We start from the raw sequence: 21,056 nt of genomic DNA, 5'->3' as shown, positions 1-21,056 counted from the left end.
CGAAGAAGCCCTCGACTGCGCCTGCGGCCTCTACCTCAACGACCCCACCGCCTGGACCACACCACCCTCCACGAACTAACGCGGAGCAGCACTAGCCTGGTGCCATGTCCCATGCGAAGACCTCGTACGTCTGCCTGCCGTGCCGGGCTTCGTACAAGCAGCCCTACGACGCACACCGGCCGGAGCGGATCTGTCCGCGCTGCGCCGAGCCACTGATCCACGTCGGGTCGGCCTTCGCTCCGCCGCGGCGTCGGGACACCGCGGCCTGGAGGACACTCTCCGTCCTGCTCCACGCGGGCGTCCGCTTCCACAAGAGCTGCTGCGGCGGGCCCGGTCACCGCCCGCGCACCCTGCGCGAGGTCCGCGAGCGGATGACGTACGCCCGACGCACGGGGATGCCCTTGGCCAGGGCACTCGGCGCCTATCAGTAGGGTCGCTCCGCGACTGCCGCTGTGTCCTGCGACGACGGGCCCGGGCCTGTGCTCAGTTGTCCAGGCGGACCGGCATCAGCATGGAGAACGTGTTCTCGTCGTCGGGCCGTCGGATCGCGATGGGCGCGGTGGGGGCGCCCAACTCCAGGATCAGCTGGTCCCTGGCTCCGGCGGCGAGCGCGTGCAGCAGGAACTCCCGGTTGACGGCGACATGGTTCTGGTCGTCGTCACCGTCTTCGCAGAGGGTCACCGTGCCGTCGGCCGTCACCTTGAGCACGCTGAGGTCGGGGGCCTGGCCGTCCGGCCCGCGTACGTCGCTCGTGCGCACGGGACCGGTCCGCACCGCCTTCCGGAAGGTCGCCACATCGACGAGGGCGCGGCGTCCGGCCGGCAGATGGACGAGGCGACGGTAGTCCGGGAACTCGTGGTCGAGGCATTGGCCCGCCGTCTGCCGGTCTCCGCTCTCGAGGCTCACGCGGTCACCGTCCACGGCGAGTTGGACGTGCTCCTCGCCGCTGAGCAAGGCGCGCATCGCGTCGGCCAGCGGGGACGGGACGATGACCTGCGCGCGGGAATCGGCGTGCCCGTCGGCGTCGGCGTGCGCGACGGCCATCCGGTACCGGTCGGTGGCCACGACGTGAAGGGTCCCGCCGTCGACGTCGAACAGGACGCCGCCGAGCATCGGCAGCTCCGGGTCGGTGCCGGCGGCGAAACGGACCGCGTCGAGCGCGGCGGCCAGTTCCGGCGCGGAGACAGTCAGGCGGACGGCGGCGGTGCGGGGCAAAGACATGGGTTTCTCCCTGCGTTCGAGGAGTGCTCGGAGCGTGGAGAACTCACTGCGGGCATCGGACAACCCCACTTCAAGACGGCGCAGATGCGCCTGAAGGAGCCCTCGCACCAGGTCGCTGTCCGCACTGGACCAACCCGCGAGCACCAAGCGGATGTCCGCCAACGGCATACCGGCCCGGCGCAACCGGGCCAGCAACCGGGCTTCTTCGAGTTGCTCGGGGTCGTACCAGCGGTAGCCGCTCACCGGATCCACCCAGGCGGGGACCAGCACACCGCCACGGTCGTAGAACCGCAGGGCGCTGACGCTCAGTCCGCTGTCCCGGGCCATCTCACCAATGCTGCGCATCTCGCTCTCCACACCCGGAACCCTGAGCCCTCGACCAGGTCGAGGGTCAACCTCGGCCGGGTCGGCCGTTCCTTCACCGCTCCTCGGCCGCTCGCCGGTCGGTCCCCGACCGGTGTTCGGGCGGGTCCTCGGCCCGGCCCGCGATCAGGCCGGACAGTCGGCCGACGTCTCGGCCGCGCCCCAACGGATCATCAGGTAGCCGGAGCCGCCTATCTCCGCCACGGCATAGCGGGAGTACGGCCACGCGTCGCCGGCGCTGTCCTTCTGCCGCACGAGAGCCCGGCACGCCTCGCCCGCCGTCATGGCCGCCCAGCTTTCGACCTGCCCCTGGTTCCATGCGACATAGTCCGACCACACATACATCGTCGAGCTTCCGGGGTCGAAGCCCACCTTGAGTTCCTTGTTGCCCAGCAGGCGATCGGTGCCGAGCGTCGTGCGCATCCCGTTGGTCCGCTCGATGATCTTCCTGGCGGCGCGGTCCGCGACCTTGATCTCATCACGGTCGGTGCTGGGGATCATGGCCTGGCCGAGCCCCTCCTCGTCCGGCTGCGGGCCCTGACCGGCGTCGGAGGCCTGCCCCGTGTCGTTGTCGGCGGCCGACGTGCACGGTGAGTCGGTGAGGAAGTCGTCGTACCACGTCACCTGCGGGTCACGGCCCGTCTCCTCCTTCACCAAGACATAGGAGCGGTAGGGCAGATCCGGGTGCAGGCGCAGAACGACGTCCCGCAGCGTCCGGCACATCAGACCGGCGACCTCCGTCTCCGCGTACATCGTTCCCTGCTCGTCGGAGGAGAGCCCGTACGAGAGGTAGACCTCCCGGCGCGACGCGTGGAACCTGACGGTCTTCGGGGAGAACTCGATGCCCTCGCCGAGTTCCTGGACGAGAACACCTTGGTCGTGCAGGACGGCGCGCGCCACGTCGTGTTCGCCCTCGCCCTGTGCCGTCCGCGCCTCGGCCCAGCTCTCCGCACCGGCCGGGCCGTCGCTCGCGGTCTGCTTCCGCTTCGCCGCCGCGCTCGCCTGCGCGCTCGCCGCGGACGGTCCCGGGCTTCCGGTCGAGGAGGAAGGCGGAGCGGAGGCCGTGGCCGGGGTCCGGGGTCCGCCGCCCTCCGTCCTGCCGGGCATCAGGGCCACCACTCCGCCGGCCAGGCCCCCGATGACCGCTGCCGCGACAACCACCACGCCTGCCCACGGTCTTCGCCGGCGGCTCGCGGGCACGGGCCACACCGGATCGCTTCCGGTGGGTACGTCCCAGACGGCTGTGACCATGTCCTCGGCCCGTGTGAACAGCGTTTCCGCGCGCACCACTTGGGTGACCTGGGAGGCCAGAAGCTCCACACAGTCCTGGGCGGCGTCGGCGGCCGAGGGACGGTCCCCGGGCTCCTTGGCCAGTGCCTGCTGCACGATCTCGCGCAGGGGCGCGGGGATGCCGTCCAGGTCCGGATCGCCCGACATCACGCGGAACGCGACCACGTCGGGGGCGCCGGTCCCGAAAGGCGTTCTTCCGGTGGCCGCGTAGGCCACGAGCGCTCCCCAGGCGAACATGTCACCCGCGGGCCCGGCGGCCCCCGTGCGGTACTGCTCGGGGCTGATCCAGCCCGGGGTGCCGGTCATGACTCCGGTACGGGTGACGCTGGTGCCGTCGGCGGCGTGCGCGATCCCGAAGTCCAGGACGTGGGGGCCGGCGGGCGTGAGGATGACGTTCTGCGGTTTCACATCGCGGTGCGCCACGCCGACGGCGTGGACGGCGGCCAGCGCCTGTGCGGTGGCGGTCGCGAACGCGAAGAGACTTGCCCCGGTGAGCGGTCCGTGGGCGAGCACATGCCGGTTCAGCGTCGGTCCGGGTACGTACGCGGTGGCGAGCCAGGGGGTCGCAGCGTTCGCGTCGGCCCTGAGCAGGGGGATCAGGTACGGGCCGGTGACACGGGAGGACAGTTCCACCTCGCGCTTGAACCGGGCCCGGAACTCCGGCTCTTGGGCCTGCGCGGGATGAATCACCTTCACCGCCACACGCGTTCCGTCGGGGGCGACTCCGGCGTGGACGGTACCCATGCCCCCGGCACCGAGACGGCCGATGATCCGGTACGGACCGATACGGGAGGGGTCGCCGGCATGAGCCGGCTGGACCCTTCCGGAGGAGCCGGTTTCGCTCACAGATGGTTCCTTCGTGCGGGACTGAATGCCTGAGCAGACAGCGATGTGACAGGTAGTCGCGGATCAGCTTCGAACCCCAATAGGCCTTTTGGGTGACTGCCCGTCCGGATGTTATGCCCTGTCCTGCCTCATGGGTAGAGAAAACCCCTGCCCAGCGGTGGTGTGCCCGGTGCCGTCGCGCCGGATGCCGGGCGGGCTTCCGCGAGGGCGCTCCGGCGGTCGAGGGAACTGCGCGTCACCGGACCCGTGGGCGCGTGCGCCGGGCCCACCGGGCAGGGACGGGGCCCGGGAGGTCGTGCTGCCCGCGCCCCGGTCCCGGCCGACAATGGACGTACGGCGGGGACGGCCCCGGGGAGGCGCCGGGGAAGGAGCGTTCATGCCGCAGTGGCCCCTCTCCCCCGGTCGCGTACGGGCCGCGCGGAAGTCCGCGCGGGTCACGGTCGCGGCCGCCGCGGGTTTCTACCCGGCCCTGTACGCGCTGGACCGGCCGATCGTCGCGATCTACGCCCTCTTCGCGGCGATCTCGCTCGGGGTTCTCTCCCCCGTTCCCGGCGGCGGCCGGGACCGGGCGCGTACCGTCCTGTTCGCGCTGCCGGTCGCCGTGGCGCTGACCGCCCTCGGCACCGCTCTCGCCGTGACGACCGGCTCCGCCGTGGCGGGGACGCTCGTGGTCGGCTTCACCGTCTGCTTCGCCGCGGCGTACGGGCCGGCCGCGGCGAGTGTGGTCCCGGGGCTGCTGCTCTTCTACGTGCTGGCGTGCTTCCCGCCGTACGCGCCGGACACGCTGCCGCAACGGCTCGTCGGCGTGCTCGCCGGTGGCGCTCTGCTGGTCCTGTGCGAGCTGCTGCTCCTGCCCGCCCCACCCGCTCAGCCCTACCGTGCCCGGGTCGCCGCGGCGCTGGACCTCGCGGCCGCTTCGGCGTTCGCGGCGGCGCGGGGACACCGTCATGGTCCCGAGACACCGCGGCGTCTGCGCGAGGAGGGGCTGGCACTGCGCCTGTCGCAGGCGCCACCCGCATCGCGCCCGACCGGGGCGGGCCGCACCGCCCGCGGACTGGCGCAGGCCGGAGCCGCGACGCGGCGCGTACTGGACCAGTTGGCCCGGATGGCCGAGCGGCCGGAGTCCGCGCCGGCCGGCGATCCGCCCTCCGAGGCCCTGCTCCGCGGTGTCGCGGCCGGATGCGCCGCTACGGCGGGCGCGCTGCGCGGTGTGCGAGCCGTTCCGGGACCCGAGGCCCTGGAGGAGATGGCCGCCGACTTCGTCGCCGTACGCGGGCGCCCGTCCGGTACGCGGGCCGGCACGGGTGGTGAAGCGTCGCCGCGGCTGCTGCGCCACCGGTCCGAGGTACTGGCCACGGCTGCCTCGGCCATGACCGTCCAGGCCGCGGTGGCCGTGGCGATCGGAGGGCGCCGCACCTCGCCGGGTCTGCCGCACGAGCAGTTCTGGTACGCGGAGCCGCCCGTGGGACGGCTCCTGTCGCTGCGGCTGACCGGCAATCTCACCCTGCGCTCAGTCCTGTTCCAGAACGCCGTACGCACGGCCCTGGGGCTCGGCGTGGCCCGTCTCGTGGCCGGAGCCCTGGACCTCTCGCACGGCTTCTGGGTGCTGCTGGCCGTGCTGACCCTGGGGCGCACAACGGCGGGGGCGACCTGGTCCGCGGTGCGCTCGGCGGCACTCGGCACGCTGGTGGGTTCACTGGCCGCCGGGGTGCTGCTCTTCGAGGCCGGTGGTGCCGTCGACGTCTACGCCGTCGTGCTGGTGCCGGCGATGTTCGTGGCCTTTTCGGTGGGACCGATCGCCGGACCGGCCTGGGCGCAGGGGCTGTTCACCCTGGTCGTCGCCGCCGCCTTCAGCCAGCTCGCTCCGCCCGACTGGCGGCTCGCGGAGGCACGGCTGCTCGACGTCCTGACGGGCTGCGCGATCGGACTGGTGTGCGGCGTGCTCGCCTGGCCCGCCGGAGCCCGCGGCGAGGTTCGGCGCAGTGTCGCGGATCTGCTGCGTGCGGTGGCGCCCCTGGTGCGGCTCACCGTGGTCGCCGCGGTGGGCGCGCCCGGCGACCCAGTGCCTCGGCGCGCCGCGGCGGAGGAGGCGCTGCGGCTGACCCGGCACCGGCTCCGTATCGCGGAGGCCGCCTACGCGCAGTACCGGACGGAGGGGGGCCGGGATCCCGTCGACGGTGGACCCGACTGGCATGTGGCGCTCAACTGCGCCTCCCACGCGGTGGTCGGGTCCCACTGGCTGCCTCGGCAGGAGTACGGTCCGGCGCCCCCCGACGCGGTCCGGTGGGCGCGGGACTCGGTCGGGCAACTGGCCGCGGCGATGGACCGGGCGGCCGCACTCCCGTCCGGTGGTGTCCGGGCACGGCCGGCGCCTCTGCCGCCCGAGGTCGTCTCCACGACCCCGGCCCCTGTGCTGCCCATGCTGGTCGACATCGACAGCTGGCTCCAGACCCTGGCGGCGGACCTGACAGCGATCGACGGGGACGGGGGCGGTCCGGACGGGCGGCCTCCGGTCGCGGGTGACGGAACGGACGCGGGCAGCCGGCCGCGCTCGGGTGCCGCGCCCCGGGCCTGTTGACGTCGTCCGCGGGTACCGCGTGCTCACCGCGGTCCACGTCCATCCGGAACCGGACCGCACCCACCCGCCGATCTCGGCGTCGCGAGCGGGGTCGCTCCACGGCACGTCCCCGTCCAGGGCAGCTTCCGCCACCTCGATCTCCACCGGGTTCTGTATCGAGTGGGCATGACCCCCTGCCGCTGGATCGCGCCGTGGTCGCCGAGCTCGCTCGGACCCCGGTGATACACAAAGACCGATCACACGCCCGGACTTACGGAGTCACCGCACGGCTCTGGCTGTGGGGGTACGCGTCCGTCGTGAGCACCCGCTCGGGCGTCTCGTGCGTGATGGCCGTCCCGGGTTCGGGCAGGACTCGTGTGGCCTCCGGCGTACCCGAACGCTGCAGCCACGCGCGGTAGGCCGGTGCCTGACGGGCGGCCTCCCAGTAGGCCTCCACCAACTCGGCGTATCCGTGGTCGAGTTCGGCCTCCGAGCGGGCGGCGAGCAGCAGTCGCACCCCTATCGGGTCGCCCTGCAGCGGCCGGACGGCGACATCGGATCGCGGGCGCGCGGTGGGCTGGCTGACCGTGACGACCTCGCCGGTGGCGGCCAGGGAGTACGCCGTGAGGTAGTCGCCGTGCAGCATGTCGGGTTCGAGCCCCGCGTCGCGCAGGACGCGGCTGAGGCCGTCCCACTCGCCGTCGACCGTGGAGTCCACCATCCAGTGGTCGTCGGCCAGGTCGGCGAGCCGCACCTCGGACCGCTCCGCCGCCGGGTGGTCGGCGGCGAGCGTGACGAACTGCGGCTCGCGTTCGACCAGGACGCGCAGACAGAGCCCGGACGGGATGCACAGGGGACTGCCCTCGACCTCGTGCACGAAGGCCAGTTCGAGCCACCCCCCGGCGACCATCCGCAGCAGGGAGTTCGCGGAGACGTCCATCCGGAGGGTGGGTTCGGTCCGGGGAACACGGGCGCGCAGTCGGCGCAACCAGCCCGGCAGGGCCCGGCTCGCCGTGGCACCGATGCGCAGCGTGTACTCGTCCGTGGCTCGGGCCACCGCCGCCCTCGTCTCCGTGACGATCGCGGCCAGTTCGGCGACGAGAGGTCTGGCGCGGCTCAGGACCGTGTGGCCCAGTGGCGTGGGGCGGCAGCCCGTACCCGCGCGGACGAAGAGCTGAGCGCCGAGTGCCTGCTCGATACGGCGCAGTTGGGTGCTCAACGAGGGCTGTGCCACGCCGAGTTCCCGGGCCGCCTTGTGCAGGCTGCCCGTGTCGGCGATGGCGCACAGGGCACGTAAGTGCCTCACCTCGAGCTCCATGCCGGAAGGGTAGGGGGACGCGGAGCGACGCACCAGATGTTCAAATCGCGACGAAGCCTGACGAGTCGGCTCCCCGATAGCTCGGCGCTATCCCCGATTGCCATCATCCGCAGCCCCGTTGACCTACCCGAGACTCCTGCTGAACCCATCGTTCACTACCCCACACGAACGAGTAGGAGCACCCCACATGCTGTCCTCCCGCATGAAGTCGAAGGCCTCCAGGAGACTCCTGGCTCTCACGCTCGGCCTCGGTCTGGCCTCCGCCGCGCTGGGCACCGCGGTCCCGGCGAGTGCCAAGTCGGCGGACTCCACCCCGGCCGGTTCCCCCTCCGCCGGGATGGCCCGGTACTCCGGCTCGGCGGAAGACGCCGCCGGCAACAAGGCGTTCTTCGACGCCGTACTGAAGTCGGTGGCCAAGAAGCAGGCGGCCAACCCCTCCGTGCAGTCGGTGACCGTCTACTACAACGCCTCCCAGGCGCCGAGTTTCCGCTCCCAGATATCGAGTTCCGCCTCGATCTGGAACAGCTCCGTGTCGAACGTCAAGCTCCAGTCGACCTCGGGCGGTGCGGACTTCACCTACTACGAGGGCAACGACTCTCGCGGGTCGTACGCCTCCACGGACGGCCACGGCAGCGGCTACATCTTCCTCGACTACGCGCAGAACCGACGGTACGACTCGATCCGCGTCACCGCCCACGAGACCGGTCACGTCCTCGGTCTGCCGGACCACTACAGCGGTCCGTGCAGCGAGCTGATGTCGGGAGGCGGCCCGGGTACGTCCTGCACCAACCGCTACCCGAACGCGGCCGAGCGCTCCCGCGTCAACCAGCTCTGGGTCAACGGCCTCGCGAAGGCACTCGCCAAGCTGGACAAGGCGGCGCACTGACCCAGCGCCCGGCACACGTGCCGGGCGCTGCGCGCCGCGTACCTGGGCCGGCCCGGTGCGGGCCGTGGCATCGAGCCACGGCCCGCACCGGGCTCGTCCGCGTGCGGTGCCGCGGCCCGATGAGACGCCCTGTCCGGGCGGTGATCCGGCCGGTCGCGTCGCTCAGGGCTGACGTCCGATGAAGGCGAGCAGACGGGTCTGTACGTCAGCGCTCTCGGGGACCTCGACCCGGGGCCCGTACTGCCCGCTCTTGCGCAGCACATCGTCGAGCGGCAGCATCCCGTCGAGCAGCTGGGCGCACTTGCCGGGGTCGAGGCGCTCCTCCTGACCGCTGGCCCGCGCCAGGTCCCAGGTGTGCATGAAGACATCGGCCGTGTAGAAGCGGTCGACCGCCTGGTCCAGCGGAACCTCTCCGATGTGCGGGTTCGACAACGTCTTCCCTGCCGTGGCCGGATCGTCGAGGAGTGCCTGCACCCCGTCGCTGTGCACCGTCCAGGCCGCCACCGGATCGTCGTCCACCGAGGGCCCCTTCGGCAGTTCGACTCCGGAGCCGGCCTTCAGGAAGTCCGGGAACCACTCGACAAGATGGCGCACCACGTCCCGGGTGACCCATCCTTCGCACGGCGCGGGGTCGTCCCAGGCTCCGGGGCGCACTCCGCGCACGCGGTCCGTGAAGACCCCCGCGACGGTGCGGTGTTCATCGGCTGCGCTCGTCATGATCTCAAGCCTTCCGTCTCGGTCCGTCATGCCACGTTGCCGCTCGGGCGACCGGCGAGCAGCTCGTCCAGCCGCTCGTGGCCCTCGCGGACGCCGCGTTGCATGCCACTTCTGATCATCGAGTCGCGGGCCTCGATGGAGCCCATGAGGGACGTCGTCGTGACCCGGGTACGGCCGCCGAGGTCCTCGAAGACGGTCGTCTCCAGGCTGACGCCGTCCGGGAAGCCGTCGAACGCGAACGTCTGCACGATGCGCTCGTCCCGGCGCACTTCGTGGAACACGCCGCGGAAGCCGTACTCCGTCCCGTCGTCCTCGCGGTGCACATAGCGGTACGAGCCGCCGCTGCGCGCCTCGTACTCGTCGATCCGCATGGTGAGCCGACGCGGGCCGAGCCACTGGACGACGAGTTCAGGGTCGGTGTACGCCCTGAACACGCGCTCCGGAGAAGCGTCGAACTCCCGGGTGATGAGGATGGTGGGCAGCGCCGGGTCGGCGGCGATCTGCGTCTCGTGCCGACGGTTCGTTCTCGCGGTGCTCACGATGCCTCCTTCTTCTTCGTGGTGCCCTTCACCGGCTGGTCCTCCATCCGTTCGAGGACGGCATCGAGCCGAAGGAAACGGTCCTCCGCCTCCCGGCGGTAGCGTTCGATCCATCGCGTCATCAGGTCGAAGACCTCACCCTCGAGGTGACAGGGCCGACGCTGGGCGTCCCTGCTCCGGCTGACCAGACCGGCGTCTTCCAGAACCCTGATGTGCTTGGACACGGCCTGCACGGTCACGTCGTAGGGCTCGGCCAGTTCGTTGACCGTGGCGTCCCCGGCGGCCAGCCTGGCCACGATGTCGCGCCGGGTCGGGTCGGCCAGAGCGGAGAACACCCGGGACAGCCGGTCGTCGGTCACTCCTCACCTCACTTATTCAACCAATCGGTTGAATAACCGTACGGCCGGGTCCACGCCTTTGTCAACCAACTGGTTGAGTAAGAGCCGACGGGCGGGCCGGGCGTCCCCCACGACGGTCGGGGGAACCCCGGCTCATCCGGCGCGAAGATCTCCTCGACGGCACGGACAGTGCTCCGTGGTCCCGGCCCCGACCGCGGGTCAGTCCCTCGTGGGTGCCTGCTCCACCACGGCGAACACGGCGGGCCCGACCGTGAGGGTCCCGTCGGACAGCGGGCGGCAGCGGACTCCCCCACGGGCGCGCAGCGCCCGCTGCGCGCCCGGACCGAGTGTGGTGTCCATCCACGCGCACGGCCTGGCCGCACTGCGTACGGCCAGCACCACGGGCCCGGTGCCGCAGTCCAGGGAGACGGTCGCGCCGACATACGCGTCGATGTCCACGCCCCGCAGCAGGACATTGCGCCGGGTCAGCCGGAGGTCCGCTTCCGCGACCAGCCCGTCCGGGAAGCGTTCGGCGGCCATGAGGGTGATCGACGCGTTGCGATGAGCGGGGTGATGGAAGTAGCGGTCGCCGACGATCCCGAGTCCGTCGCGCACCTGCGCCGTCGTCACCAGGTCCGCGTCGGGCAGCGCGGGCACTCCGTCGCTCGGGCGGCCCTCGAACCGGTGCACGGGCGAGACCAGCGACTGAAGGATTTCCACACGCTGCATCTGATCGAGCCTAAGGGACGCCCTCATGACCGACCCGCGGAGAGGTGTGGGGCGAAGGCGGCCCGCACGGCCGGGCCCGGCCCCCTGTCACCGATTCCGCCGCCCGCACGGCGACGGAGGGCACCGAAGGGGTCGTACGCAGGACATCCCGCTGACACGGGGACGGCGCGCGTGACAGGGTCGGCGGTGATCGAAGACAGCAGCGGTGAAGGGGGCTTCCGTGGACACGCAGACGTGGGACACGCTGGTCGGCTCGATGAAAACCACCTACGTCAACGGAGTGGGCGAGGGCGCCGTGCCCAGGCCGGTCATCATGCCGCTGGTGCGAGGCGAGCTGGTCGGGCTGATCTGGGTCCGCCCGACCGAGCCCGGCGCCGACACGCTGACCGGTATCGCGGCACTGTCGAACATCGCCGCGGCGGCTTCCGCGGACGAGGTCGTCCTCGCCTGGGAGACACAGGACGTCGCCACCGCCGGCCGGCTGCCCGTCGTCGGTCCCGCCCCTTGCCTGAACATGGTCCACGCCACCCCGGACGGTCATGTGCTGCACCAGTTCCCCTACAGCGAGGGGTTGCCGTCCCACGGCTCCGAGGACGGCGCCACGACCGCTCTCGACTGGAACCCGGCTCCCGCGCCCCAGCCGGGCGGCGAACTCCCGCCACCCATTCGGGCCGCCGTCGACTACGCCTTCACCCCCATGGAACTGGACCACCCCAACCCCTTCGGCGTCACCGTCGTCCTGATGGAGGAGGACGGCTACACCGTGCGTCTGACCGAGAGCTTCGACCACTGATCGTGCGAAACCGTCGCACGGGGGCATGAACAGGGCCCCTCCTCGCGTCCCGCGTCCCGATCACCGTACGAATGGGTCCGTGTGACGCGCCGGTGAGGCATCAGGCCCCTAGGCTGGGCGTGCGCGGCAAGCCCGCGCGCCCTCAGCGGGCGGTCCGTGATCGCAGCACAGGAGGAACCGTGTCCGGTCAGTTCGAGGCGACAACCGAGATCAACCGCCCAGTCGAGGAAGTCTTCGCCTTCCTCGCCGCCGGCACGAACGACCCCAAGTTCAGCCCCAGGGTGCAGTCGATCACGAAGACGCCGGAGGGCCCGACGGCCGTGGGCACGATCTTCACCAGCACGGTGAAGGACGCCGGCATGAAGACGGGCCGGAAGTTCCGCATCACCGAGTTCGAGCCGCCCCACCGGATCCGCTGGGCGGAAGTCTCGAAGAACACGGTGACGGCCGACGAGGGCGGCTACGACCTCGAGTCGACCGGCGACGGCACGACCCGCGTGAGGATCTTCAACGTCCTCGCGGGCCATGGCATCGGCAAGGTCCTGGTGGGCTTCGCGCTGAGTGCGGCCCGCAAGGACGCGGACGCCTTCGGCAAGCGGATCAAGGCGGCGGTCGAGGCGTCCTGAGGAACGCCGGCCTCAGCCGGTCCCCGCCGGACGATGTTCGCGTGCCGCCCCTGGCCAGGCATACGTTCCCGGTCTCTGCCTGGCCATCCGGGTGGAGTCGGCGGTCCGTCCCCGGAGCCGATGACGAATCCCGGCTGGTCACCTGCGGTGAGGGGTGGTCCCGCGGTGGGAAAGACCACTGCCCCCGTCGCGGGGTCGCGTCGTTCGCCGGGGGTCGGCGCATCGGACAGCTCCGGTCCCACCGGTGGCTGCGGCGCAGTGTGGCCGCCGCGGCCGGGCCGGGCCGCGCTGTACCGGTGCTCGGCGATTCCTTCGGCGTGCTGGAGGTTGAGCCGGTGGATCATGTAGGCCGCCACCGCGATGAGACCCACGAGGGCGACGGCCGTCAGAAGGTCGTTCATGGCGGCCGCCTCACATTCCGACGATCAGGCGACTGGCCCGAATGTCCGGACCGGCCTGTTCCGGAATGGCCGCGGAGTCCGCCGAGGCGCCGCCCTCGTACTCCCACGCCTCGTCCGGCCCCAGGGGCCGGACGGCCACAGGGGCTCCGTGCCGGTCCTCATCCGCCGCCATGAGCGCGCTCGCGGTCAACGGCGGGCCGTCGTGGTCGGACGCGGCTGTCATCAGCCGGGCCGCCGACGCCGCCCCGGTCTCGGGCGGGATGATCAGAAGATCCCAGCGGCCGGTGCCGTGGGAGAGCAGCAGCAGCTTGTGCGGGTCGATCTCCGGGGTGAACCATCCGACCTTGACGACGTGGCCGTCCACGGGAATCTTGTGCGGAATGACCGGCCAGTACCGTGGGTTGACGGCGATGCGGGTGATGCGACCCCACAGGGGGTCCAGCGCCCTGGTCAACGCGGGCAGTTCGCTCAGCAGATCCCGCGAGCGGGGCCACCAGGCACCGTCCAGGAGTCCGCGGGAGGTGCCATCCGTCTTGAGAGCGAGACGCGCGGCCGGAGCGGCAACGGGCTCGACGGGCGGGAAAATTGTGTACAAGGTCGCCGACATGATGCGGACCCGTCTCCGAGCCGCCTGTGCGGCGGCCGGGGTTTCGTGTCTCGCCGAAGACGACCCGGCATGGAAGCCGGCGCGCGAAGTGCCCTCGGTGCTCGCCACATTACTCCGCGCATGGCCGAGGCGCGGCGCTGCGGCCGTCCGGATGTCGAACAGTCGTGGTGCCGTCTCTCGTGTACTGCCGTGGCGCGAACCGGAGTTCGCCGCCGGGGGTCCGGGCGAGGCGGAGAGGCGGTAGGCGTCGCCACGTCCTTGAGGTGGCGAGGCTCTGCGCCGAGCCGGCGCCCGGCGTCCGCCGGAGGTCCGTGGCGACGCGATGGTCACGCGATCCGGTAGGCCCCGTTTCGGAGCGTGCGGGAGTACGGTGGTGACACCGAGGACTCTTCCTATGCCGCTGCCCGGACGGCCTGTGTCGCTGCCCGGAGCGGTCCAGTTCTCACGACTCCCATCACAGGGGCAGCCCCTGACCCCGGCCGCGCCACCCGCACCGAGGCCGAGGAGTTCCGCATGCCTCTCATGTCCACCCCATCCACGACGGCCTGTCCGTCGGACGACCCCTCACCGCCCCAGGTCTACGACGGGACGTCACCCTTCCCACCGGACGGCTCGGTATCCGCGCGTGGCCGCGGGGAGCGGCTGTACGTGACGGTGACGGCGGTGATCGTGGTCCTGCCGTTCGTGGCGCTCGGTCTGGCCGGCTGGCTGCTGTGGGGACGCCTCATCCATCCCGCCGACGTGCTGATCGCCGCCGTTCTCTACACGGTCAACGGCCTCGGCGTCACAGTCGGCTTCCACCGCGGCCTCACCCACGGTGGCTTCCGGGCCATCCGCCCTGTGCACGTCGCGCTCGCGGTGGCCGGTTCGATGAGCTTCCAGGGCGACGTCATCGGCTGGGTCGCCACGCACCGCCGTCATCACGCCTTCACCGACCGGCCCGGTGACCCGCACTCCCCTTACCGCCACGGCACGCACCTGCGGGGCCAGTTGCGCGGGCTGTTCCACGCGCACGTCGGCTGGCTGTTCCGCAACGAACGCACACCGGCGGAGCGTTACGCCCCCGACCTTCTCGCCGACCGCGACATCCGGGCCGTCGCCCGGGCCTTCCCGGCACTGTGCTTCCTCACCCTCGCCCTGCCCTTCGGGCTCGGCTGGGCGATCGGCGGCAGCTGGGTGTACGGCCTGACCGCCCTTCTGTGGGCGGGCCTTGTGCGCATCACGCTGCTCCATCACGTGACCTGGAGCGTCAACTCGCTGTGCCACATGATCGGCGAGCGCCCGTTCCACACCAGGCGTCACGACAGGGCCACCAACCTGTGGCCGCTGGCCCTGCTGTCGTTCGGCGAGAGCTGGCACAACCTCCACCACGCCGACCCCACGAGCGCCCGCCACGGCGTGGACCGCGGCCAGCTCGACCCGTCGGTCGCCTTCATCAGCGTCCTCGAACGCCTCGGCTGGGTGTCCGAGGTGCGCTGGCCGACCCCGGAGCGTGTCGCCGCCCGTCGCCTCTGAAGTCAAACACTCATCCATGCAAGGCAGTTGGCAGGAGCGCCTCGATGACCACCGCACTGCAGCCCCCGCTTCCCATCCAGCCCCTCCTCCGCCTGCGCCTGGCACCTCACGGCGGTCTGCCCCGGGCCATCGACGGAGCGTGGTGGCCGCGGTCGTACGATCTGCTCGCCGAACTTCCCCAGCTGCTCGCCGGGTTGCCTCGCGCATGGGGCCACATCAGCAGCGTCACGGTCAACGGGGCCGCGTGGTCCGCGCTGCCCGGCCGAATCCTCGTCGGCGACCAGGTCGTTCGCCTGCACACGAGCCTGCCGGCATCCACTCGGCACTCCATCGTCCTGCTCGCTCCCGGCTGGGGACGCTGGGACCTGCTGCTCGTGCCTCCGGACACGACCTCGGAGGCCGCCGAACCCCTCATGGCGGCCGCTGCGGGCGTCACGGCTGATCCCACCCGCGACGGACCGCCCTGCGGATCGCCGGTGGGCTGACGGCCAGGGCGGTAGCGACGGCTGTCAGCCGACCGAACGGACCATTCCTGGAGGCCCGTTCACTTCCCGTCGGAGCGCGTTGCCGAGGAGCGGCTGGTCTCCAGCCAGGAACGTGCCGGTTCCGCCGGATGATCGGTGTCGACGGTGAGCTGGAGCCGCGTGCCCCCGTCGGCGGTCGCGGGATAGCTGCGCTGCTCGGTGGCGGCGAAGCAGCGCCGAAGCACTTCCGCCACGCGACGGGCGACATCCGGGGAAGCCGCGACGATGCCCACCTCGGCATGTCCGTCCGAGAGCGATTCCGATGACTGCATGGCGACCTCGTCGTTCGGGGCGGAGATCCGCTGACCGGGTCTTTCACTCTACTCCCGCGCGCCCCGCGGGACCGCCCTGCCAGGCCTGAGCACCCCGGGAAACGGCGGCGATCAGCCGCCGTGACCCTCGGGCCGGACCGGTGCCGGGATGGCCGCGGTGTCGAAGCCCCCCGAGATGATGCGTACGGCGAGGTCGGAGCGCCGCAGATGTCGGGAGCGGGCGTAGGACCGGAAGGCGGTGAAGGCGTCGTCGACGGAGGTGTTCCAGCGTTCCGCCAGTACTCCCTTGGCCTGCTCGATCAAGATGCGGCTGGTCAGCGCGGTCTCCAGCTGACTGTTCTCGACGTGCGACTGCTCCAGGGTGCGCTGCTGCAGGATCGCGATGGTCGCCACGTCGGCGAGTGCCTGGGAGAGCGCGATGTCGTCGTCACCGAGGCGGTGCCGGGTGGTGTGGAAGAGGTTGAGCGCGCCGACGACCCGATTGCGCAGGCGCAGCGGGATGGCGTGCGTGGTCACATACCCCGTCTCGCGGGCCCGCGCGGCGAACCGCGGCCAACCGGCGGTCGTCTCGGTACGCGACAAGTCGATGTTCGTCCGGGCGGTGCCCGAGCGGTAGCACTCCACGCACGGACCCTGGTCGTGCTGGAGGGCGAAGAGTTCCAGGAGGCGGGTGTGCTCGTCCGAGGCGGCGATGACCTGCAGTTCGCCATGCGCGTCCGCGAGGAGGATCCCGGCCGCGGATACGTCGAGCAGCTCGACGCAGCGCGCCGACAGCCGGTGCAGGAGGTCGATGACGTCGAAGTCCTCGACGAGGGAGTCCGCGACCTCCACGAAGATCTCGGCCAGACGTCGTTCGCGTGTCATGCCGATCATCCCTTTCCACCGTCGGGCGAATACAGCCCGCTCTTGTCGTCGTCGAAGTCGTCGTTGAAACGGAGCCTGCGGGCGACGACGTCTTCCGCTACCTCGCCGAGGGGGCGCTCACTGCCATAGGCGTGAGCACGCAGGCGCAGGAGGGCCACGTCCATGGGCACGCCCAGCTGCACGCTGATCATGCCCGTGGCCTGGTGCACGACCGCACGATGCAGCCCCGAAGGCCACTGCAGCACCATGCCGAGACCGGACACGTTGCCATCTCCGCTCACCCCTCCGCGTTGCTCCACGTTCAGGAAGGCACCGGTCAGCGCCGCCGCCAGGGCGGTCGCGTCCGCGTACTGCTGCTCACTCAATCGCCGGTCCTCGTCGCACAGCACGGTCAGTACGCCGACCCGGATGGCCCCCACGCCCAGCGGAAAGCAGCACACACCGTGCACGCCCATCTCCCGCGCGAGCGGCAGCAGCACCGGCCACCGCCCGGGGTGCACCCGCTGCAGGTCCGGCTCCAGGACGGGCGAGCCGGTCCGGACCGCGTCCGGCCCCGGGCCCTCGCCCAGCGTGAACTGGAGTTCCTCGAAACGCTCGCTCCGCCCGGGTCGACACCAGAGCGGCTCGGCCGCCCGGTCTTCGCCGACCAGCAACGACAGCGCGACACCCTCGGCGCCCAGCGCCCGCATGCACACCTGTGCCGGATCGCCGCCGCCCAGGCGCAGCGACCGCAGTGCATCGGCCATGCCGTCGCTGATCACCGTGCTCCGCTCCTTCCCGTACGGGAGTCTTCGGTGCGAGGTGCGGCCCGGCTTCCGACGTACATCACATGTCTCGGTCCGCCGACGCACCGTCGGCGGTACAGCCCATCCACGCGTCATGAGCGTTCGCGTATCGCGGGAAGCGCTCCAGCAGATCGCCCGCCCGGAACACAAGACCGGGGCCGGGCCGGGTGTGCACGACGCGGATCCATCCGAGCCGTTCACGACACTCCTCCCACGCCGCGCACAGCGGGGCCAGGACGCTGCCGTTCCATGAACGTCACGCCGCGCAGGTCCACTATGAGGAACAGCCGCCCGGTGCCGTGCCGGGCGTTCTCCAGGTCACGCGCGAAGGCGGCCGCTGTCGTCAGATCCAGCTCGCCGTCGGCCCGGACCACGCGCAACTCGTCGAACAACTCGGGATGCGGGCCCATGCGTCCCATCTCCTCTGCCGGTGGGATGGCTTTCGCCTTGCGCAGTGCCTCTGTTGCGCGGAAAGAGACTGCACGGAGAGGGCCGGGGGCACGGGCGGGCCGCAGGCCCAGGGTACCGCCGGGGCGGAGAGGGTGGTCACCGTTCTCCAGGTACGGATCGACGGGCCCCGGATCAGGACAGTGGCCCGCGGGGGGCGACCGCTGCCGATACGCCGGCATCGCCGCTGTCGGAGCGCACCGGGCGCTCGCGGGCCGCACCGTAAGTCCCGTCCATCACACATGCATCAACCACGGCGATTCGGCCATCAGCTCGTGGCCACCGGCCCCCGTATCCCGGAAGGCCGCGACCCGCCGCCCCGCCGCGCACGGATTCCGATGCGGCCGAAACACGTGTGTTCGATATCGCCGTGCCTCTCGTTGAGTCATCTGAAGTCGTCCTCATCCCCATCAAATCGCCCAGGGAGACGAGCAGTTGACCTCAATTTCCGCGTCCGTTCCACCACCGGCCCCCGCTGAGATCACGTACTCCGGGCAGTACTCCGTGAACCCGCTCGGCGAAGTCGGCTTCCGGGCCCTGTGCTCCCAGCTCCCGCGCGTCCTCGGCCGCATCACCGGCATGGCCTGGCGGATCGATCGCCGCGCCGTACTCCTCATGCTCGCCTGCCAGTTGGCCACCGGCGTCACCGCCGCCGTCCTGCTGGCCGCCACGGCGAGGGCCATGTCCCCGATCCTCGGTGGCGGTGCGGTGTCGGACCGCCTGTACGAGGCGTTTCCGGCCCTGGCGGTCGTGGCCGGGGCGAGCGCGGTCGCCCGGCTCTCGGTGGCCGTGGGCGCGTACGCGGAGCGGCGCATCACCCCGCGGCTGACGACGCTCACGGACTCGGCGCTGGTCGAGGCCGTCTGCCGCGTCGAAGCGTCCGCGTACGCGGTGGACGGCTTCTCCGACCGTCAGGAGGCCGCGGAGATGGGAGTGATGCGCACGCACGTCATGGTCATGGATGCCCAGCGTTTCCTGTCCGCCCTGATCAGGATGGTCACCGCCGGCGGCGTTCTGTCCGTGCTCAACCCCCTGATGCTGCCGCTGCTCCTCCTGGCCGTCGCCCCGGCCGGCGTCGGCGCGGTCCTCACCGCGCGGGTCGACTACGAGATCCACTACGCGAACATCGCCGACCGCAACGTCCGCGGGATGACGCGCTGGTGGGCCACCACACCGAAGTACGGCGACGAAGTCCGCGCCAACGGCATGACCGACTACCTCCTCTACTGGTACAGGGCCCTCTCCGAGCGGGTCGACCGGCGCACGCTCGCCGCCGCGCCCCGGACTCTGCGGATCGCGGTGCTGTCCTCCCTGGCCGGCGGAGCCTTCCTCGGGGCGGCCTGGGGCATGCTCGCCTGGCTGGCCGTCACGGAACGGATCGCGCCCGCGATCGCCGCCACGGCGGTCGTCGCCGTCCAGACCACCCTGGCCGCCCTGTCCCAGGTCGTCATCAACGGCGCCGCCGTGTTCCACACCAGCCTGTACCTCGGCGACATGCAGGCGTTCTTCGACGACGCCGCCGAGCGCGCGCCCAAGCGAGGGCAGGCGGTCATCGAGGCGCCGTTGGAGGAGATCCGGCTGGACGAGGTCACCTACCGGTACCCGGGAAAAACGAAGCCCGCGGTCGACGGCGTCTCCCTGACACTGCGGCGCGGCGACATCCTCGCCATCGTCGGCGTGAACGGCTCGGGCAAGAGCACCCTGACCCGGCTGATCACCGGGATCTACCTCGCCGACAAGGGCCGGGTCACCTGGAACGGCACCGACCTCGCTCACGCCGACCCCGCCACGGCCTGGAACTGCACCGGTCTCGTACCGCAGATCTTCGCCCAATGGCCCCTCCGGGCACGCGAGAACGTGACGCTGGGCCAGCCCAGGTCCGCCGACGACCACCAGGTGTGGGAGGCCGTCGAGGCGGTGGGCATGCGCGAGGCCATCGAGGAACTCCCCGCCGGGCTGGACACCCTGCTCGCGCGCGAGATCTTCGGCGGGGCCGAACTCTCCGGCGGCCAGTGGCAACGCCTCGCCTGCTCCCGGGCCCTGTACCGGCGGCCCCCGCTGCTGATCCTGGACGAACCCACCTCGCAGATGGACCCACGAGGCGAGCACGGCATCTTCGAGAAGATCAGGACCATCTCGGCGGACCGCATCATCATCGTCGTCACGCACCGGTTGGAGAACACCCGGATCGCCGACCACATCGTCGTCATGGAACAGGGCCGCCTCACCGAACAGGGCACGTACGACGATCTCGTGCACGCCGGTGGCACCTTCGCCGATCTCCTGCGCCTGTCCCAGGAACGCTGAACACCCGACCGGCTTCACGCCCCGCCACCCGCCCCCGGTTCACGCCGCCGCCTCCCGCCCCCTGCACGGCACCGCTTCCCGGCTCGGCTCCGCGGGATCGCGCGACACGAAAGGACCCTCTCCGTGACCGACACGAGCGCCTCCGGACCCCCGATCAGTCCTCGCACCATCGAGGTGCACGGCACAGCCGCCCTTCTCGTCGACGACTCCGGGCGCTATCTGCTGCACCTGCGCGACGCGAACAAACCCATCTGGCGCCCTGGGACCTGGGCCCTGCTCGGCGGGGGCACCGAGCCCGGCGAGACGTGTGCCGAGGGGATCGCCCGCGAGCTGTACGAGGAGACCGGCCTCACCGTCCCCGACCTCACCCCGTTCGTCATCCTGGACACCCTCGACGCGTCGGGCACGCTCAAGGACCGTGCCCTCGTCTACCGGGGCACCCTGAACCGGCCCGCCCACGAGATCCCGCTCCACGAAGGCATCCAGCTCCGCTGGACCCACGTCGACGAGACGGCGGACATGACCATGGACCCCGGCGCCGTGGCCGTCCTCCGCGAACACCGGAGGCGCCCGTTCCCCCGCCTCGACAGCAGTGGCACACCACCGACCGTGCGCGTCCGGGAGGGGAGCGAGCACCGGGGGCGCAGTATCGTCGGCGCCCATCTCGTCCTCGTACGTGGCGGCTCGGTCCTGCTCGGCAGGCGCCACCCTGAGAGCGCCTTCGCGCCATCGACCTGGCACGTACCGGCCGGACACCGCGAGCAGGGGGAGTCGGCGCTGGCCTGCATGGTCAGAGAGGCCTCGGAGGAGACCGGCATCACCATCGAGGCGAGCGACCTCTCCCTCGTCCACACCGTGGATCAGCACAACTCCTGGAGCCCCGTTCCCCGCGTGCAGCTGTTCTTCGCCGCCTCCCACTGGAGCGGCGAGCCGCAGGTCCTGGAGCCCGACCGGTGCACGGAGTGGCGGTGGTGGCCGCTGGACGCGCTCCCCGACCGCCTGGTCGACTACACCCGTGCCGCCCTCGCCGCCATCACCCGCGGGAAGTCCTACACACACCTGGGCTGGACGGAGTGAACTCCGCCGTCAGCAAGGAGGACAAGCGCCTCGG

General features: G+C 71.4%; 21 protein-coding genes. 9 read left to right on the top strand and 12 right to left on the bottom strand.

Annotation, left to right across the window (positions count from 1 at the left end; genetic code table 11):
- Nucleotides 1-104 precede the first annotated feature (104 nt).
- Nucleotides 105-431: a deoxyxylulose-5-phosphate synthase gene (locus tag ACWD68_RS35075; RefSeq protein WP_451810500.1), complete on the top strand. Its 327-nt coding sequence runs from the start codon at nt 105-107 to the stop codon at nt 429-431.
- 52 nt (nt 432-483) lie between these two features.
- Here ACWD68_RS35075 and ACWD68_RS35070 read toward each other — a convergent pair whose 3' ends face one another.
- Nucleotides 484-1,566 (bottom strand): DNA polymerase III subunit beta family protein, encoded by a 1,083-nt coding sequence (locus ACWD68_RS35070; RefSeq protein WP_451810499.1) that lies wholly within the window; start codon nt 1,564-1,566, stop codon nt 484-486.
- Between the two features lie 144 nt (nt 1,567-1,710).
- Nucleotides 1,711-3,720: a serine/threonine protein kinase gene (locus tag ACWD68_RS35065; RefSeq protein WP_451810498.1), complete on the bottom strand. Its 2,010-nt coding sequence runs from the start codon at nt 3,718-3,720 to the stop codon at nt 1,711-1,713.
- Nucleotides 3,721-4,096: 376 nt separating this feature from the next.
- Between ACWD68_RS35065 and ACWD68_RS35060 the strand changes: the two genes are divergently transcribed.
- Nucleotides 4,097-6,298: an FUSC family protein gene (locus ACWD68_RS35060; protein WP_451810497.1), complete on the top strand. Its 2,202-nt coding sequence runs from the start codon at nt 4,097-4,099 to the stop codon at nt 6,296-6,298.
- A 250-nt stretch (nt 6,299-6,548) separates the two neighbouring features.
- Here the strand turns inward: ACWD68_RS35060 and ACWD68_RS35055 are convergent, their stop codons facing one another.
- Nucleotides 6,549-7,595, bottom strand: coding sequence for a LysR family transcriptional regulator (locus ACWD68_RS35055; protein ID WP_451810496.1), 1,047 nt, complete (start codon nt 7,593-7,595; stop codon nt 6,549-6,551).
- A gap of 187 nt (nt 7,596-7,782) precedes the next feature.
- On the opposite strand from ACWD68_RS35055, the gene snpA reads away from it, so the two are divergent.
- The gene (gene snpA / locus ACWD68_RS35050; protein ID WP_451810495.1) at nt 7,783-8,481 is read left to right on the top strand and encodes a snapalysin; all 699 of its coding nucleotides are present in this window, start codon (nt 7,783-7,785) and stop codon (nt 8,479-8,481) included.
- 162 nt (nt 8,482-8,643) lie between these two features.
- On the opposite strand, the gene ACWD68_RS35045 is transcribed toward snpA, so the two are convergent.
- From ACWD68_RS35045 to ACWD68_RS35030, 4 genes are all read right to left on the bottom strand, one after another.
- Nucleotides 8,644-9,198, bottom strand: a complete 555-nt coding sequence (locus tag ACWD68_RS35045) for a TIGR03086 family metal-binding protein (protein ID WP_451810494.1) — start codon at nt 9,196-9,198, stop codon at nt 8,644-8,646.
- A 26-nt stretch (nt 9,199-9,224) separates the two neighbouring features.
- Complete coding sequence (locus ACWD68_RS35040; RefSeq protein WP_451810493.1) at nt 9,225-9,737, bottom strand: SRPBCC family protein; 513 nt, start codon at nt 9,735-9,737, stop codon at nt 9,225-9,227.
- On the bottom strand, nt 9,734-10,096 hold the full coding sequence (locus tag ACWD68_RS35035) for an ArsR/SmtB family transcription factor (RefSeq protein WP_451810492.1): 363 nt from the start codon (nt 10,094-10,096) through the stop codon (nt 9,734-9,736). Before ACWD68_RS35035 ends, ACWD68_RS35040 begins: the two co-directional genes overlap by 4 nt.
- A 198-nt stretch (nt 10,097-10,294) precedes the next feature.
- Nucleotides 10,295-10,804 carry a molybdenum cofactor biosysynthesis protein gene (locus ACWD68_RS35030; protein ID WP_451810491.1) on the bottom strand — a complete coding sequence of 170 codons (510 nt, stop codon included), beginning with the start codon at nt 10,802-10,804 and terminating at the stop codon, nt 10,295-10,297.
- 220 nt (nt 10,805-11,024) lie between these two features.
- Here ACWD68_RS35030 and ACWD68_RS35025 point away from each other — a divergent pair, with 220 nt between their 5' ends.
- The gene (locus ACWD68_RS35025; RefSeq protein ID WP_451810490.1) at nt 11,025-11,597 is read left to right on the top strand and encodes a hypothetical protein; all 573 of its coding nucleotides are present in this window, start codon (nt 11,025-11,027) and stop codon (nt 11,595-11,597) included.
- Between the two features lie 179 nt (nt 11,598-11,776).
- The gene (locus ACWD68_RS35020; RefSeq protein ID WP_451810489.1) at nt 11,777-12,223 is read left to right on the top strand and encodes an SRPBCC family protein; all 447 of its coding nucleotides are present in this window, start codon (nt 11,777-11,779) and stop codon (nt 12,221-12,223) included.
- Nucleotides 12,224-12,634: 411 nt separating this feature from the next.
- Here ACWD68_RS35020 and ACWD68_RS35015 read toward each other — a convergent pair whose 3' ends face one another.
- Complete coding sequence (locus tag ACWD68_RS35015; RefSeq protein WP_451810488.1) at nt 12,635-13,339, bottom strand: DUF5994 family protein; 705 nt, start codon at nt 13,337-13,339, stop codon at nt 12,635-12,637.
- Between the two features lie 405 nt (nt 13,340-13,744).
- On the opposite strand from ACWD68_RS35015, the gene ACWD68_RS35010 reads away from it, so the two are divergent.
- Both ACWD68_RS35010 and ACWD68_RS35005 read left to right on the top strand, forming a co-directional pair.
- Entirely contained in the window at nt 13,745-14,746 is a 1,002-nt protein-coding gene (locus tag ACWD68_RS35010) for an acyl-CoA desaturase (RefSeq protein WP_451810487.1), read from the top strand.
- 44 nt (nt 14,747-14,790) lie between these two features.
- Nucleotides 14,791-15,231 (top strand): DUF5994 family protein, encoded by a 441-nt coding sequence (locus ACWD68_RS35005; RefSeq protein WP_451810486.1) that lies wholly within the window; start codon nt 14,791-14,793, stop codon nt 15,229-15,231.
- Between the two features lie 59 nt (nt 15,232-15,290).
- On the opposite strand, the gene ACWD68_RS35000 is transcribed toward ACWD68_RS35005, so the two are convergent.
- From ACWD68_RS35000 to ACWD68_RS34985, 4 genes are all read right to left on the bottom strand, one after another.
- Nucleotides 15,291-15,542 (bottom strand): hypothetical protein, encoded by a 252-nt coding sequence (locus tag ACWD68_RS35000; protein ID WP_451810485.1) that lies wholly within the window; start codon nt 15,540-15,542, stop codon nt 15,291-15,293.
- Between the two features lie 111 nt (nt 15,543-15,653).
- Nucleotides 15,654-16,415 (bottom strand): GAF domain-containing protein, encoded by a 762-nt coding sequence (locus ACWD68_RS34995; protein WP_451810484.1) that lies wholly within the window; start codon nt 16,413-16,415, stop codon nt 15,654-15,656.
- Complete coding sequence (locus tag ACWD68_RS34990) at nt 16,412-17,167, bottom strand: ANTAR domain-containing protein (RefSeq protein WP_451810483.1); 756 nt, start codon at nt 17,165-17,167, stop codon at nt 16,412-16,414. The genes ACWD68_RS34995 and ACWD68_RS34990 overlap by 4 nt, the downstream gene beginning before the upstream one ends.
- Nucleotides 17,168-17,388: 221 nt before the next feature.
- Complete coding sequence (locus ACWD68_RS34985; RefSeq protein WP_451810482.1) at nt 17,389-17,601, bottom strand: STAS domain-containing protein; 213 nt, start codon at nt 17,599-17,601, stop codon at nt 17,389-17,391.
- Nucleotides 17,602-18,217: 616 nt separating this feature from the next.
- Between ACWD68_RS34985 and ACWD68_RS34980 the strand changes: the two genes are divergently transcribed.
- Complete coding sequence (locus ACWD68_RS34980; RefSeq protein WP_451810506.1) at nt 18,218-19,945, top strand: ATP-binding cassette domain-containing protein; 1,728 nt, start codon at nt 18,218-18,220, stop codon at nt 19,943-19,945.
- A 123-nt stretch (nt 19,946-20,068) separates the two neighbouring features.
- Nucleotides 20,069-21,022, top strand: coding sequence for an NUDIX hydrolase (locus tag ACWD68_RS34975; protein ID WP_451810481.1), 954 nt, complete (start codon nt 20,069-20,071; stop codon nt 21,020-21,022).
- The last annotated feature ends 34 nt before the right edge of the window (nt 21,023-21,056 follow it).

This window comes from Streptomyces sp. NPDC005141, assembly GCF_053599975.1.
Note: the sequence above shows the minus strand (reverse complement) of the source record. Positions and strands in the feature narration are given on the sequence as shown.

Coding starts and splice junctions, on each gene's coding strand:
- ACWD68_RS35010 (WP_451810487.1), top strand. CDS start 13,745: ATGCCTCTCATGTCCACCCCATCCACGACGGCCTGTCCGTCGGACGAC.
- ACWD68_RS35060 (WP_451810497.1), top strand. CDS start 4,097: ATGCCGCAGTGGCCCCTCTCCCCCGGTCGCGTACGGGCCGCGCGGAAG.
- ACWD68_RS35030 (WP_451810491.1), bottom strand. CDS start 10,804: ATGCAGCGTGTGGAAATCCTTCAGTCGCTGGTCTCGCCCGTGCACCGG.
- ACWD68_RS35045 (WP_451810494.1), bottom strand. CDS start 9,198: ATGACGAGCGCAGCCGATGAACACCGCACCGTCGCGGGGGTCTTCACG.
- ACWD68_RS35005 (WP_451810486.1), top strand. CDS start 14,791: ATGACCACCGCACTGCAGCCCCCGCTTCCCATCCAGCCCCTCCTCCGC.
- ACWD68_RS34995 (WP_451810484.1), bottom strand. CDS start 16,415: ATGATCGGCATGACACGCGAACGACGTCTGGCCGAGATCTTCGTGGAG.
- ACWD68_RS35075 (WP_451810500.1), top strand. CDS start 105: ATGTCCCATGCGAAGACCTCGTACGTCTGCCTGCCGTGCCGGGCTTCG.
- ACWD68_RS34980 (WP_451810506.1), top strand. CDS start 18,218: ATGGCCTGGCGGATCGATCGCCGCGCCGTACTCCTCATGCTCGCCTGC.
- ACWD68_RS34985 (WP_451810482.1), bottom strand. CDS start 17,601: ATGGGCCCGCATCCCGAGTTGTTCGACGAGTTGCGCGTGGTCCGGGCC.
- ACWD68_RS35070 (WP_451810499.1), bottom strand. CDS start 1,566: ATGCGCAGCATTGGTGAGATGGCCCGGGACAGCGGACTGAGCGTCAGC.
- ACWD68_RS35055 (WP_451810496.1), bottom strand. CDS start 7,595: ATGGAGCTCGAGGTGAGGCACTTACGTGCCCTGTGCGCCATCGCCGAC.
- ACWD68_RS35000 (WP_451810485.1), bottom strand. CDS start 15,542: ATGCAGTCATCGGAATCGCTCTCGGACGGACATGCCGAGGTGGGCATC.
- snpA (WP_451810495.1), top strand. CDS start 7,783: ATGCTGTCCTCCCGCATGAAGTCGAAGGCCTCCAGGAGACTCCTGGCT.